Source organism: Antribacter gilvus, assembly GCF_003946865.1.
GTDB lineage: Bacteria > Actinomycetota > Actinomycetes > Actinomycetales > Cellulomonadaceae > Antribacter > Antribacter gilvus.
Genome location: NZ_QXTH01000003.1, coordinates 175376 through 190196, shown reverse-complemented (window position 1 = coordinate 190196; position 14821 = coordinate 175376). Strand labels below are relative to the sequence as shown.

Here is a 14821-nt window from a genome sequence, read left to right as displayed (position 1 = left end):
CCTCTCCTTCATCTTCCCGGATGCCCAGGAAGATACCTGCTGCCGGCGATCGGACCTTACCGGCCCAGGAACTTCTCGAGGCCCGGGGGCAGCTCGAGGGTGCTCAGGTCGGGCGCCTCGTCGGGCTTCGCGGCAGCGCCGAGGCCGCCGAAAGCCGAGCCGGGGGCCGACGTCGGACCGTCCGCCGGGCCGCCCAGCGCCTTCTGGAGCGCCTCGCGCTCCTGCGCCGCGCGCTTGGCCGGGTTGCCCGACTTGCCCTTGACCTTCTTGACGGGCGCCTGCTTGCCGCGGGACTTCTTGCCCACGCCCATCCCCGGCATGCCGGGCATGGCGGGCATGCCGCCTGGGCCGCCGCCGCGCGACATCTGACGCATCATCTTCTGCGCGTTGTCGAACCGCTCGAGGAGCTGGTTCACCGCGGTGGTCGTGGTGCCGGAACCCTTGGCGATGCGCGCACGGCGGGAGCCGTTGATGATCTTCGGGTTGTCGCGCTCGGCCGGCGTCATGGACCTGATGACGGCCTCGATGCGGTCGACCTCGCGCTCGTCGAACTGGTCGATCGCCTCGCGCATCTGACCCATGCCCGGCAGCATGCCGAGCATCTTCTTCATCGAGCCCATGTTCTTGAGCTGCTGCATCTGCACGAGGAAGTCGGCCAGCGTGAAGTCCTGGCCGGAGGCCACCTTCTCGGCCATCTTCGCGGCCTCGTCGGAGTCGAACGCGCGCTCCGCCTGCTCGATCAAGGTGAGCACGTCACCCATGTCGAGGATGCGGGAGGCCATGCGGTCGGGATGGAAGACCTCGAAGTCCGTCAGCTTCTCGCCGGTGGACGCGAACATGATGGGACGCCCGGTCACCTTCGCGACCGACAGCGCCGCGCCACCGCGGGCGTCACCGTCGAGCTTGGAGAGCACCACGCCGGTGAAGTCGACGCCGTCGGCGAACGCCTTGGCCGTGTTCACGGCGTCCTGGCCGATCATCGCGTCGATGACGAAGAGGACCTCGTCCGGCTGGATCGCCGCGCGGATGTCGCCCGCCTGGCGCATGAGGACCTCGTCGATACCGAGGCGGCCGGCGGTGTCGACGATCACGACGTCGTGCTGGCGGGCCTTCGCGGCGGCCACGCCGTCGCGGGCCACGGCGACCGGGTCGCCGACCAGGACGGCGTCGGCCGCGGGGTCGTCAGCCTCGCTCGTGTTGCCGGGGTGCGGCGCGAACACCGGCACACCGGCGCGGTCGGCCACGACCGACAGCTGGTTGACGGCGTTGGGTCGCTGCAGGTCGGCGGCGACGAGGAGCGGCGTGTGCCCCTGCTCGCGCAGGGCGAGCGCGAGCTTGCCGGCGAGCGTGGTCTTTCCGGCGCCCTGGAGGCCCGCGAGCATGATGACCGTGGGCGGCACCTTGGCCAGCGTGAGCGGGCGCGTCTGGCCGCCCAGGATCTCGACCAGCTCGTCGTTGACGATCTTGACGACCTGCTGGGCAGGGTTCAGGGCAGCCGAGACCTCCGCCGACAGCGCGCGCTCGCGCACCGCGGCGGTGAACTCGCGGACCACGGAGACCGCCACGTCGGCGTCGAGCAGCGCGCGGCGGATCTCGCGCACGGTGGCATCGATGTCCGCCTCGGAGAGCCGCCCCCTGCTGCGCAGGTTCTTGAACGTCGAGGTGAGCCGGTCCGACAGGGAGTTGAACACGGGTCAAGCGTAGTCGAGGCTACGAGAGGGCTGCCCGCGCCCGCTCTGTGAGGTCGTCCACGAGCCGTGCCCGCCACGCGGTCCAGCCCGTGGGCCCCAGCGAGCTCGAGTCCGCCTCGGTCAGGACCCGCAGCACCTCGAGCAGGTCCCGCCGCCGGTCCACCGCGTCCAGCAGGGTCGCGAGCGTGGCAGGGTCCGCGGGGTCCTTCCCCACCGCGAGCGCCGCGAGGGTGAGGTGGTGGCGCACCAGGCGCGTGACGTCGTCGACCACCGAGCGGTCGAAGCCCATGCGCCGCAGCACCACCGGGGCGATGCGCGCGCCCTCGGCGGAGTGGTCGGCGGCCCCGCGGACCTTGCCGATGTCGTGCAGGATCGAGGCGAGCAGGAGCAGGTCGGCCCCTACGGGGCTCTCCCGTGCGGCCACCCGGCGCAGGCGCGACGCGCGCGACGCCGTCTCCACGAGGTGCCGGTCCACGGTGTGGCGGTGGATCGCCGCGCGCTGCGGCCGGTTGCGCACCCCCGCCCACTCCGGGATCCAGGTCGTGACGACGCCCGCGAGATCGAGCGCCTCCCAGACCGGCACCTGCGCGGCCCCCGAGCCGAGGAGGGCGAGCAGGTGCGCGCGGGCCGCGGGCGGCCACGGCTCGGGCAGCGGCGGGCACTCCGCCAGGCTGTGGATCGTCACGGGCGAGAGCGCCAGGCCGGTGCGGGCGGCCGTCGCGGCGGCGCGGAGGGAGAGCAGCGGGTCGTCGGCGGGCCGGGCGCCCACGCCGAGCACCAGCTCGCCGTCGTGCTCCACGAGGCCCTCCCCCACCGACCGCAGCCGTGGCGGCGTGCGGCGACCCCGCACGAGGAGCGGCCGCCCGGACGTCAGCGGACGCTGGAGGGCCTGCCGGGCGCGGCGCACCGTCATGTCCAGCGCGTACGAGATCTCGCGGCCGGACTCGGCGAGCGCCGCGAGGAGCTCGTCCGGGTCGTCGTGGCCGCACTGCACCGCCACCTCGTCGAGGTCGGCGAGCAGCAGCCGGGTGGAGCGACGGCGGGTCACCACGTGGAGGGTGTCACGGACGTCGAGCAGGTGGCTGTAGGCCTGGTCGACGCGCCCGTGCGGGCGGTCCGTGAGCCAGGTCGCCGCCAGCGCGGAGAGCACCACGGCGTCGCGGATGCCCCCGCGGGCCTCCTTGAGGTCGGGCTCGATCAGGTAGGCGAGCTCGCCCGAGCGGGCGGCCCGCTCCCGGGTCGACGACAGCAGCTCCGGCAGCCGACGGCGCGCCGCGGCCCGCCAGTCCGTGAGCACCGCCGAGGCGGCACGGTGCACGACGACGGCGTCCCCCGCCACCGGCCGGACCGCCAGCCAGCCGATCGCCGCCGGGAGGTCCTTCGTGGCGACCTGGCGCGCCTGGCTCAGGGAGCGCACTGCGTGGTCGAGGTCCAGGCCCGCGTCCCAGATCGGGTACCAGAGCCGCTCGGCGACCGCCTGGAGCTCCTCGGGACGGTGGGTGCGGCCGTCGTGCACCAGGACGAGGTCGAGGTCGCTCAGCGGCCCGAGCTCGCCCCGGCCGAGGCTGCCGACGGCGGCCAGCGCGATGCCCTGCGGGTCGACGCCGTCGGTGGCCTCGGCGTACAGCACGCCGAGGCGCTCGATCGCCAGCGACGCCAGCGTCGAGCGGCGGGCCACGCCGGAGCGCCCGGGGCCGGTGAGTCCTGCCGCGGTCGCGAGGAGGTCGTCACGAAGGCCCCGCACCCCAGGGGTGGGGTGCGGGGCCTTCGAGCCGTCCCCCGCGCCGTCAGGCAGCGGGTGGTCGGTCATGCCCTCTGGCTACAGCGCGGCATCGCCGTGCTCGCCGGTGCGGACGCGTGCCACGTCCTCGACCGGCACGACCCACACCTTGCCGTCACCGATCTTGCCGGTCTGCGCGGCGCCGATGATGGCCTCCGTGACCGTGCCGGCGTCGGCGTCGGCCACGAGAACCTCGATGCGGACCTTCGGGACCAGGTCGACCGTGTACTCCGCACCGCGGTACACCTCGGTGTGGCCCTTCTGCCGGCCGTAGCCGCTGGCCTCGCTGACGGTCATCCCACGGACGCCGGCAGCCTCCAGAGCCGACTTCACGTCGTCCAGACGGTGGGGCTGAATGACCCCAGTGACGAGCTTCATGCGCGTACCTCCTTACAGTCGGGCGCCACCACGAGGGTCAGCGCACCTCGGTGATGGTGGAACCGGTGGACCCGAGGCCCTCGTACGCGGACTCGCCGTGGACGGCCAGGTCGATGCCGCCGACCTCCTGCTCCTCCGTGACGCGCCAGCCCATGGTCGCCTTGAGCAGCAGGGCGATCAGGTAGGTGACGATGAACGAGAAGGCGACGGCGACGACCGCGACCACGACCTGGGTGATGAGCTGGGTGAAGCCGCCACCGTAGAAGAGGCCCTCCATGCCGCCGTCCGCCCACCAGGTGTTGTACTGGTCGGTGGCGAAGAAGCCGATGAGGACCGTGCCGACGAGGCCGCCGACCAGGTGCACGCCCACGACGTCGAGCGAGTCGTCGTAGCCGAACTTGAACTTGAGACCCACGGCGAGCGAGCACAGCACGCCGGCGACGAGGCCGATCGCGATGGAGCCGTAGACGTCGACCGAGGCGGCCGCGGGCGTGATGGCGACCAGGCCGGCAACCACGCCGGAGGCGGCACCCAGGGAGGTGGCCGCACCGTCGCGGAACTTCTCGGTGGCGATCCAGGCGAGCAGCGCGACGCAGGTCGCCACGGTCGTGTTGATCCACGCGCGGCCGGCGGTGCCGTCGGCGGCGAACTCGGAGCCCGCGTTGAAGCCGAACCAGCCGAACCACAGGAGCGCGGCGCCGAGCATCACGAACGGCAGGTTGTGCGGGCGCATCGGCTCCTTGCCGAAGCCCTTGCGCTTGCCGAGCACCAGCACCAGCGCGAGAGCGGCAGCGCCGGCGTTGATGTGGACCACGGTGCCGCCGGCGAAGTCGATCGGTGCCGACAGGCCGCTCGTGATGCCCTCGGGGCCCAGGAGGCCGCCGCCCCAGACCATGTGCGCCATGGGGATGTAGACCAGCGTGACCCAGATGATCGCGAAGACGACCCACGTGCCGAACTTGGCACGGTCCGCGATGGCACCCGAGATGAGCGCGACGGTGATGATCGCGAACGTGCCCTGGAACCCGGCCGCCACGAGGGCGGGGACGCCGGTCGCCGCCATGAGCGACTCGGAGTCGTCCATGGCCAGACCGAAGTAGTCGAGCGGGTTGCCGATGATGCCGCCGATGTCGGCGCCGAACGTCATCGAGTATCCGTAGAGGGCCCAGATGAGACCGGCGATGCCGATCGAGCTGAAGCTCATCATCATCATGTTGAGGACGCTCTTGCCACGCACCATGCCGCCGTAGAAGAACGCCAGGCCCGGCGTCATCAGCAGCACGAGCGAGGAGGCCATGAGCATCCAGGCAGTGTTGCCACTGTCCAGTGCGAACTCTTCCATCCTGATTGCCTCTCTCCCCGGACCTGCCACTGCGGCTGGCCCGGGTCAACGTTCGCGGCGCGCCGTTACGCTGGGCATGCCCTGATGTTACGGACGTGTGACGTAGGGCGTAAGCATGTAAACCTTGCGTTTCATGTCACCGTTGGGTGAAATGTCATCTCGCATCGTGACCCGATCGTTGCCGTGCCGCGACCCGGGTGTAACTTCACATGCTTTTCGCTCCGCCGTCACGAAGCGTCCATCCCGGGCAATTCGGGACAGGGTTACACGAGCCTCCGGCTCAGCCGATGCCCTTGCTCGGCCGAGCCTGCGGCTCCGCTCCGGGCGCGTGCCTCGTCCCTCGGCCCCCACCCTGCGCTGCACCTCCGGCTCAGCCGATGTCCTTGCTCTGCCAAGCCTGCGGCTCCGCTCCGGGCGCGTGCCTCGTCCCTCGGCCCCCACCCTGCACTGCACCTCCGGCTCAGCCGAGGATCCCGTCGACGAACTGCTCCGCGTCGAACGGCGCCAGGTCGTCCGGCCCCTCGCCCAGGCCCACGAGCTTCACGGGCACCCCGAGCTGACGCTGGACCTGCACCACGATGCCGCCCTTGGCGGTGCCGTCCAGCTTGGTCAGGACGATACCGGTCACCCCCGCCACCTCGCCGAAGACCCGGGCCTGCGTGAGCCCGTTCTGCCCCGTGGTCGCGTCGAGGACGAGCAGCACCTCGCTGGGCGCGGCGACCTTGCTCGACACGCGCACGATCTTGCCGAGCTCGTCCATGAGGCCAGCCTTGTTCTGCAGCCGGCCGGCGGTGTCCACCAGGACCACGTCCGTACCCTCGTCGCGGCCGCGCGAGACCGCCTCGAACGCCACCGACGCCGGGTCCGCCCCGTCCCGGTCCGACCGCACCGTGGGCACGCCCACGCGGGCGCCCCACGTCTGGAGCTGGTCGGCGGCGGCGGCGCGGAACGTGTCGGCCGCGCCCAGGACCACCGTGCGCCCCTCCGCCACCAGGACGCGCGCCAGCTTGCCGACCGTCGTGGTCTTCCCGGTGCCGTTCACGCCCACGACGAGCACCACGGCGGGAAGCGGCGTGCCGTCCTCCGCCGTCCGCGGTCCGACGTGCAGCGAGCGGTCCAGCGTGGGGTCGACGAGCCGCACCAGCTCCTCGCGGACCAGGTCGCGGACCGCGCCGGGCTCCCGCACGCCGAGGACACGCACCCGCGTGCGCAGCGCGTCCAGCAGCTCGGTGGTGGGCCCGGGGCCCACGTCGGCGAGGAGCAGGACCTCCTCGATCTCGTCCCAGTCGTCTTCCGTGAGCGTGTCCCGCGACAGGACCGACAGCAGCCGCGCCCCCAGGGGCGATCCGGATCGCGCCAGACGGTCGCGCAGGCGCACCATCCGTCCGGCGGCCGGCTCCGGCCGCTCCACCTCGGGGGCGAGGGTGCCCGAACCTCGGGGTCCCTGCGAGGCGTCGGAGCGCAGCGAGGACGCATCGTGGGGTGAGGGCGGCGGAGCGGTGACCTCTCCCGGCGCCGTCGGCCCGGCCTCGGCCTCCGCGGGCGCCTCCGGGCGCTCGGCCTCGATGGTGCCGGCGCCCCCGCCCGCGGTGGGCCGCGTGCCTGCGCCCTCGTCGCCGGGCGTGCGCGACCGGCGTCGGGCGCGGAGGTATGCGACCGCGCCGCCGCCGCCCGCGGCGACCACGAGGCCGGTGATGATCTCGATCCAGGGGATGTCGTTCACGAGAAGGATTCTCCCAGACGCTCCCGCGCCGGCAGAGCGGGGTCAGAACGAGGTCAGCGCGGGCGGGAGATCGTGCCGAGGGGCACGTGGAGCGTGCGCGAGGCCTGGGCGCGGGCGCGCTGGAGCGCGTCCGTCAGCTCCGCGGGATCCACGTAGGCGGGCTTGGCCTCGATGGTCGCGGCGAAGAACGCCTCCATGTCCATGTCCACCGGGCGCTCGGACGTCCGGGACGCCCGGGGCGGCCTGGCGGGAGCCGCAGGCCGCGGGTTGTGGCCCGCGGGCGACGCCTGACGGCCCACCCAGACGGTGGGCGCCCCGACGGCGTGGTGCGCCACGGCGGTGGCACGGCCGCGACCGGGGATCCGGGCCTCGCGTTGCGCCCGGAGGTGCCGCAGCCCGGCACGGATCCGTTCCCGGGGCGACGCCACGGTGGTCACGCCGCCAGGGTTGGCCATGACACCCGCGACGAGGAAGACAGAGGCGGCGAGGAGGAGGCAGACCACAAGGAGGACGAGAGACCAAAGCATGCAGCGATTGTCCCGTGGCAACCCCCGGAACGCCTGGGAAAACCGCAACGACACGCCGAGGCAGGTTCGGTGACGCGCGGTACATAAGCCGCATACAGGGACAGGATGCGTTGCACTGTGCGCAAGATCACCCGTGGCACCGCTCAGACCTCGGCGGTCTCGCGCTCCCCGAGCCGCTGGCTGATCACCGTCGTCACGCCGTCGCCACGCATCGTGACCCCGTACAACGCGTCCGCGACCTCCATGGTGCGCTTCTGGTGCGTGATGACGATGAGCTGCGAGTCGCGCTGGAGCTCCTTGAAGATCTCGATCAGGCGGCCGAGGTTCACGTCGTCGAGGGCGGCCTCGACCTCGTCCATGACGTAGAACGGGCTGGGCCGCGCCTTGAAGATCGACACCAGGAACGCGACCGCCGTGAGCGACCGCTCCCCGCCGGACAGCAGCGACAGCCGCTTCACCTTCTTGCCCGCCGGACGCGCCTCGACCTCGATGCCCGTGGTCAGCAGGTCCGACGGGTCGGTGAGCACCAACTTGCCCTCGCCGCCGGGGAAGAGCCGCGGGAAGACCTCGAGGAACTTGTCGGCCGTGTCGCGGAACGCCTCGGCGAAGACCTGCTCCACGCGGTCGTCGATGTCCTTGACGATCCCGAGCAGGTCCTGGCGGGACTTCTTCAGGTCGGCCAGCTGCTCCACCAGGAACGTGTGCCGCTCCTCCAGGGCCGCGAACTCCTCGAGCGCGAGCGGGTTCACGGCGCCCAGGCGGGACAGCGCCCGCTCGGCCTGCCGGAGACGCTTCTCCTGCTCGTCGCGCACGTACGGCACGGTCGTCGCGGGGGCGTCCTGCCACTGGCCGACCCGCGAGGGGGCCGGGACGGCCGGGGTACCCGGCGTCGCCTCCGCGCCCTCGGCTGCGTCCTCGCCCGCCGCTGCGTCCGCGCCCTCCGGCGCCTCCGGGTCGGGCTCCCACTCGATCGGGTTGCCCTCGTCGTCGCGCTTGAGGACCTTGCGCAGCGGCCGGACCGGCGGGGCGGCCTCCGCGTCGTAGACCGGCACGGGCTGGTGCGGACCGTACTCCTCGACCAGCACCTCCGGGTCGATCCGCAGCTCCTCGACGGCGCGGGCCTGAAGCTGCTCGAGGCGCAGCTGCTGCTGGGCCCGCGCCACCTCGTCGCGGTGGGCCACGTCGGTCAGGTCGCGCAGCTCCTGGGCGAGCGTCTCCACGGACGCGCGCACCGCGGTGAGCTGCTCGTTGCCGGCAGCGCGCGTCTCCTCCCACTCGGACTTCTCCGCGGCCGCCCGGTCCAGCGAGCGGGCGATGGCCTCCAGCGCCATCGCGGCGCCCTGGCGCACCAGGACCGCACGCTCGGCGTCCCGTCGGCGGGACTCCTCCCGGGCCGCCGCCTGCGCGCGCGCCTCGCGCTCCTGCGCGGCCGCCCGGGCCAGGGACTGCGCCCGGCCGGACACGGCACGCGCCCGCTCCTCCGCCGTGCGCAGGGCGAGCCGGGCCTCGGTCTCGCGGCCGCGGGCGGCGCTCGCCGCTGCCATCGCCTCGTCCCGCTCCGCCTGGACCTGGTCCAGGGCGTCCTGCGCCTGCTCCGGCTCCTCCTCGGCGTAGTCCAGCCGCTCCACCAGCGCAGCAAGCTCGAGCTCGTCCTCCTCGCGCCGCGACTCCGCCTGCTCCAGGGCGGCACGGTGCCGGTCGGCCTCGGCCCGGGCCGCCCGGGCGGACGCGCCCAGGCTGCCGAGCTGCTCGGCCACGGCCGACAGGGCCGCGTCGTTGGCGTTGAGCTGCTCGAGCGTCTCGTCGTTGCGGGCCTGCGCCTGCTGAAGCTTCTCGCGAGCCGTCACGAGCTCGGCCGCCGTCTGCGTGAGGCGGCCATCCGCGTCCTCGAGCGCCGCGCGCGCCGCGTCCAGGGCCGCCTGCAGGTGCAGCACGCTCGGCGCGGCGGCCGAGCCGCCCCAGGCCCGCCGTCCGCCCAGCAGGTCGCCCGCGCGGGTCGCAGCCACGATGCCCGGGTGCTCGCGCACCAGGGCGCGCGCGTGGGCCAGATCGTCCACCACGACGACGTCGCTCAGGATCGAACGCAGCGGGCCCGCCGCCGGGCCCGACACCGTGAGCACGTCCGTCGCCCACCGGGCCCCGGCCGGGAGCCGGTCCGGTGCGCCCGCGGGGCGCGCGCCGCCGCCGCCCTCGCTGCCCACCACCAGGCTCGCGCGGCCCGCGTCCTCGTCGCGGAGGAGGCGCAGGGCGTCGACGGCCTCGTCGAGACCCGCGACCGCCACCGCGTCCGCGAGCGGGCCGAGGGCCGCGGCCACCGCGTCCTCGAAGCCCGGCTCGATGCCCAGCAGCGCCGCGACGGAGCCGAGCACGCCCGGCTGGTTCGCCGCCAGGAGCGTGCCCGCACCGTCCTTGCGGTCCAGGCTCAGCTGGAGGGTCTCCACCCGCGCGACCGCCGCGGAGCGGTCGCGCTCGGCCAGGGACTGCCGCTCGTCGAGCGCCTGCACGGCGAGGCGCGCGAGCTGCAGCTCCTCGACGGCGGCCTCGTGCGCCGCGTCCAGGCCCTCCTCGCCCTCGCGGACCCCCACCACCTGCGTCTCCAGCGCGACGAACTCGCGCGACGACTCCTCGGCGCGGTGCTCCGCGTCGAGGACCGCCTCCCGGAGCCGGTCCAGCTCCGCCTCGGCCGCCTCGACCTTGCTGCGGCGCGCCGCGACCTGACCGGCCAGGCGCGCGAGGCCCTCCCGGCGGTCGGCGGCGGCCCGGAGCAGCGACGCGTGGGAGCGCTCGGCCGCCTGCGCGGCTGCCTCCGCCTCGGAGCGCATCTCGACGGCCGTCTCGACCAGCTCGCGGGCGATCTCCACCTCGGAGGCGAGCTCCTCCTCGCTCGCGCGGGCGCGTGCCGCCTGGGCGTCGAGGTCGTCGGGGTCCTGCCCACGGTGCTGCGGCTCGGCGGTGCCGAGGAGCCGTGCCCGCTCGTCGGCCAGGGACTGGAGGCTGCGCAGCCGCTCGCGCGTCTGGGACAGGGCGAACCAGGTGTCACCGGCGCGGGAGAGCTGGCTGGACGCGGCGGTGGCCTCGGCCTCGAGCCGGGCCAGCGCGCCGCGGGCCTCGGCCAGCGCCGCCTCGGCCTCCGCCTGGCGACGGCGCAGGCCCGCCTCGTCGGCGCGCTCCTGCTCCATCTGCGCCTGGAGCTGGGCCAGGTCGTCGGCGAGGAGGCGTGCCTTCGCGTCGCGCAGGTCGCGCTGCACCGTCTGGGCCTTGCGGGCCGCCTCGGCCTGCCGGCCCAGAGGGCCGAGCTGGCGGCGCAGCTCTGCGGTGAGGTCCGCGAGGCGCGCGAGGTTGCCCTGCATCGAGTCGAGCTTGCGGAGCGCCTTCTCCTTGCGCTTGCGGTGCTTGAGGACGCCCGCGGCCTCCTCGATGAAGCCGCGGCGTTCCTCGGGCGTGGCCCGGAGCACCGCGTCGAGCTGGCCCTGGCCGACGACGACGTGCATCTCGCGGCCGATGCCGGAGTCGGACAGGAGCTCCTGGATGTCGAGCAGGCGGCAGTTGTTGCCGTTGATCGCGTACTCGGACCCGCCGCTGCGGAAGAGCGTGCGGCTGATCGTCACCTCGGTGTAGTCGATCGGCAGCGCACCGTCGGTGTTGTCGATCGTCAGCGAGACCTCGGCGCGACCGAGGGGGGCACGCCCGGAGGTGCCGGCGAAGATGACGTCGTCCATCTTGCCGCCGCGCAGCGACTTCGCTCCCTGCTCGCCCATGACCCAGGAGAGCGCGTCGACCACGTTCGACTTGCCCGAGCCGTTGGGGCCCACCACGCAGGTGATGCCAGGCTCGAAGTTCAGGGTGGTCGCCGACGCGAAGGACTTGAAGCCCCGGAGCGTGAGCGTCTTGAGGTGCACCGGGAGAGCCTAACCGGCGCCACGCCGTTCTCGCGGGACCCTGCGGGCTGTTCGGCCGCTCCCGGTCCGCTTCGAGAACGTCATCAGGTGCCGCTACCGGCGTGGTAGCGGCACCTGATGACGTTCTCGAAGCGGACTCTCCGGCCCAGCGAGGTCAGAGCTCGGGGAACCAGAGCCCGATCTCGCGGGCGGACGACTCGGTCGAGTCCGAGCCGTGCACCAGGTTCTGCACCACCTTGGTGCCCCAGTCGCGGCCCAGGTCACCGCGGATGGTGCCGGGCGCCGCGACCGTCGGGTCCGTGGCGCCGGCGAGCGAGCGGAAGCCCGCGATCACGTTCTGGCCCTCGGCCACCACGGCAAGGACCGGGCCCGAGAGCATGAAGTCCACGAGGGGCTGGAAGAAGGGCTTGCCCTCGTGCTCGGCGTAGTGCGCCGCGAGCAGCTCCGGCGTGGCGTCCATCAGCCGGACGGCCCGCAGCGTGTAGCCCTTGGCCTCGATGCGGCGCAGGATCTCGCCGGACAGGCCGCGGCGCACGCCGTCAGGCTTCACCAGGACGAGCGTGCGCTCGAGCACCGGGAGGGTCGTCGGGTCGGCGGGCAGGGTCTTCTCTGCGACGTCGGTCATGCTCACAAGCCTAGCCGTGCGCATGACGGCGGCCGGACGCCCGGCCCCCGGGGCGGCCCTGCTACTCGATGTTCGGGGCCGTCTCGGGGTGCGCCGCGTCGTACTCCGCACGCTCCCGGTCGATCCTGCGGCCGAGCCGCAGCGCGGCGATCCACAGCACCACGAACACACCTCCGACGAAGAACATCATCGGCACCACGAGGCCGAGTCCCAGCACGGGCAGCTGCGCCACCGAGCCCGCGACGTACCCGCCCGTGCCGCTCGTCATCCGGGAGAGGACGAGCAGCACCAGGGCGAGCGTGCCGCCCGCGACCCAGATCGCGACGGCCGAGTCGAACTGGAGCGGGCCGCGCCCGTAGGGCGAGTCACGCAGCCCGAACGCCACGAGCGTGGCGAACACGACGAGGAGCGACTCGCACGTCAGCACCGTCGAGGTGAACTGCACGATGGCTGGTTTGCGGGGCTTGATGCTGTCGCCGGGCTGGGGCTGGTCCTTGCTCACCGCTTCACGATATCTGGTTCACCGGTCGAGTCGGTGAGGTCGGACGCGTCATCAGGCACCACCAGGGTCTCGCCCGTCGACGGCGCCGCCACCGCCTCGCCGCGCGCGACCATGCCGGCCTCACCGGAGAGCTTGATCTCCTTGAGGAACAGGGCGAGCACGAATCCGACGAGGACGAGCGGGACCAGGTACCAGAAGGCGGGGGCGAGGGCGTCGGTGAACGCGTCGACCACACCCGTCCGGAACGGCTCGGGCAGGGCCTGGACGGCGTCCGGGGTGAGGCTCGCGCCCTCGAACGCGGGCGTCCCGCCGCCCTGCGCGCCGCTGGAGGCGGCGAACTCCGTGAAGTTGTCGGTGAGCCGCGACGTGAAGATCGTGGTGAAGAGCGCCGTACCCACGGCCGCGCCGATCTCGCGGAAGAAGTTGTTCGACGACGTCGCGGTGCCGAGCTCGTGCGGGTCCACCGAGTTCTGCACGGCGAGCACGATCGTCTGCATCACGAGGCCCATGCCTGCACCGAGGACGAAGATCATGGCGCCGAAGAGCCACATCGACATCCCGCTGGTGATGGTCGTCAGCCACATCATCCCGAGGGCCGTGACCGCGAGACCGGCGATCGGGTAGATCCGGTAGCGGCCGTTCTTCGTGATGGCGATACCGGACCCGATCGACGTCAGCATGACGCCGGCCATCATCGGGAGCATGAGGTAGCCGGACTCGGTGACTCCCGCGCCCGTCGACATCTGCAGGAACGTGGGCAGCATCGCCATCGCCGAGAACATGCCCATGCCGAGCACCAGGCCGATGAGCGTCGTGATGGTGAACGTCCGGTTCTTGAACAGGCGCAGCGGGATCAGCGGCTCCGCCACCAGGTTCTCGGTCACGACGAACGCCCCGACGGCGGCAGCGGTCCCGGCCGCGAGGCCGAGGAGGCTCGGGTCGGACCAGTCGTAGCCGTCGTTGCCGAGCGACTCCCACGACGTGAGCAGCACGATGCCTGAGGTGCCGAGCATCATGAAGAGGATGCCGAACCAGTCCACCGGTCGGTTCGAGCGGTGGTTGGGCAGACGCAGGGCGAACCACGCCACGAGGATCGCCGCGATGCCGACGGGCACGTTCACCCAGAAGGTCCAGCGCCAGCCCGGGCCCTCGGTGAGCCAGCCGCCCATCAGCGGCCCGATCACGGCCGAGAGACCGAACAGCGCACCCATGGGGCCCATGTACTTGCCGCGCTCCTTGGCGGGCACGATGTCGGCGATGATCGCCTGCGAGAGGATCATCAGGCCGCCGCCGCCCAGGCCCTGCACGGCACGCCAGGCGACGAGCGCCTCGAACGACTGCGCGAACCCGGCGCCCGCCGACGCGACGGTGAACAGCGTGACGGCGACGAGGAACGGCCAGCGGCGGCCCCAGAGGTCACCGAACTTGCCGTAGAGCGGCATCGCCACCGCGATCGCGAGGATGTAGGCGGTGATCACCCACCCCTGGTGCTCCACGCCGTGCAGCTCGCCCACGATGGTCGGCATCGCGGTGCCCACGATCGTCTGGTCGAGCGACGACAGGAACATGCTGGCCATCAGCGCGCCGAAGATCAGCCAGACGGTGCGCTGGGTCAGCACCACCAACGGCTTGTCGGGCGCCGTGGGGTCGGCGTGGCTCATGCGTGGAACCTTTCTGCGGAGGTGGCGTCGGAAGGGCCGACGCCGGAGGGCGCGATGTCCGAGGCGACGACGTGGATCAGCTGGGCGACGGCCTCGGAGAGGTGGGCGTCCACGTCGCCGTGGTAGCCGGACCGCTCCCAGGCCGTGATGGCGGTCCGGACGAGGGTGAGGACGAGCATCGTGAGGAGCTCGTTGTCGGCGCTGAAGGGCGCCACGGGGCGCCGCCCGTCGAAGAGCGCGTGCAGCTCGGACTTGTGCCGGTCCATCCAGACCAGGTGCCGCTGCAGCAGCCGCGGCTCTGCCTCCATGAGGCGGAGCGCCCGGACGGTGCGCTCACGGTTGGCCGCGAACCGCTGCAGCAGGGCTGCGACGAGAACCTGCAGGTCGGTGAGCAGGAGGCCGGAGGGCCCGCCGGCGGAGAAGGCCTGCGCGACCGCTGGGTCGATCCCCGAGTCCTCGACGCCGAGCACGGCGTCGTCCTTGGACTCGAAGTAGTTGAAGAAGGTGCGGGTGGAGACGCCCGCCTCCGCGCCGATCAGCTCGACGGTGACGGCGTCCAGGCCATGGTCGGCGACGAGGCGCTGTGCGGTGTCGACGAGGAGAGCGCGCCGCGCCCGCTTCTTGCGTTCCCGAAGCCCGACGTCGTCGGGGTCGGGAGCATCAGCTGGCACGGGGAGGGTCATCCATCAATCT

11 protein-coding genes are annotated in these 14821 nt (G+C 72.8%); all 11 read right to left on the bottom strand.

From position 1 onward, the window contains the following. Nucleotides 1–56: 56 nt before the first annotated feature. The 11 genes from ffh to D1350_RS06560 all read right to left on the bottom strand — a co-directional run bounded on the left by ffh (nucleotide 57) and on the right by D1350_RS06560 (nucleotide 14811). The gene (gene ffh, locus D1350_RS06610; RefSeq protein ID WP_125775152.1) at nucleotides 57–1691 is read right to left on the bottom strand and encodes a signal recognition particle protein; all 1635 of its coding nucleotides are present in this window, start codon (nucleotides 1689–1691) and stop codon (nucleotides 57–59) included. A 19-nt stretch (nucleotides 1692–1710) separates the two neighbouring features. Further along, nucleotides 1711–3501, bottom strand: coding sequence for a [protein-PII] uridylyltransferase (locus tag D1350_RS06605; protein WP_125775150.1), 1791 nt, complete (start codon nucleotides 3499–3501; stop codon nucleotides 1711–1713). A gap of 9 nt (nucleotides 3502–3510) precedes the next feature. Next, nucleotides 3511–3849 (bottom strand): P-II family nitrogen regulator, encoded by a 339-nt coding sequence (locus D1350_RS06600; protein ID WP_125775148.1) that lies wholly within the window; start codon nucleotides 3847–3849, stop codon nucleotides 3511–3513. 37 nt (nucleotides 3850–3886) lie between these two features. Further along, nucleotides 3887–5191: an ammonium transporter gene (locus D1350_RS06595; RefSeq protein ID WP_125775146.1), complete on the bottom strand. Its 1305-nt coding sequence runs from the start codon at nucleotides 5189–5191 to the stop codon at nucleotides 3887–3889. A gap of 460 nt (nucleotides 5192–5651) precedes the next feature. Continuing rightward, a complete protein-coding gene (gene ftsY / locus D1350_RS06590; protein WP_125775144.1) occupies nucleotides 5652–6914 on the bottom strand; it encodes a signal recognition particle-docking protein FtsY in 1263 nt (420 codons plus the stop codon). Between the two features lie 53 nt (nucleotides 6915–6967). Next, entirely contained in the window at nucleotides 6968–7441 is a 474-nt protein-coding gene (locus D1350_RS06585) for a hypothetical protein (protein WP_125775142.1), read from the bottom strand. A 143-nt stretch (nucleotides 7442–7584) separates the two neighbouring features. Further along, the gene (gene smc, locus D1350_RS06580; protein ID WP_125775139.1) at nucleotides 7585–11340 is read right to left on the bottom strand and encodes a chromosome segregation protein SMC; all 3756 of its coding nucleotides are present in this window, start codon (nucleotides 11338–11340) and stop codon (nucleotides 7585–7587) included. A 154-nt stretch (nucleotides 11341–11494) separates the two neighbouring features. Then, entirely contained in the window at nucleotides 11495–11965 is a 471-nt protein-coding gene (ndk, locus tag D1350_RS06575; protein WP_125775137.1) for a nucleoside-diphosphate kinase, read from the bottom strand. Between the two features lie 61 nt (nucleotides 11966–12026). Continuing rightward, entirely contained in the window at nucleotides 12027–12467 is a 441-nt protein-coding gene (locus D1350_RS06570) for a DUF4233 domain-containing protein (RefSeq protein ID WP_125775135.1), read from the bottom strand. Beyond that, nucleotides 12464–14128 (bottom strand): MDR family MFS transporter, encoded by a 1665-nt coding sequence (locus D1350_RS06565; protein WP_125775133.1) that lies wholly within the window; start codon nucleotides 14126–14128, stop codon nucleotides 12464–12466. Before D1350_RS06565 ends, D1350_RS06570 begins: the two co-directional genes overlap by 4 nt. Next, nucleotides 14125–14811 (bottom strand): TetR/AcrR family transcriptional regulator, encoded by a 687-nt coding sequence (locus tag D1350_RS06560; RefSeq protein ID WP_125775131.1) that lies wholly within the window; start codon nucleotides 14809–14811, stop codon nucleotides 14125–14127. Before D1350_RS06560 ends, D1350_RS06565 begins: the two co-directional genes overlap by 4 nt. Between the last annotated feature and the right edge of the window lie 10 nt (nucleotides 14812–14821).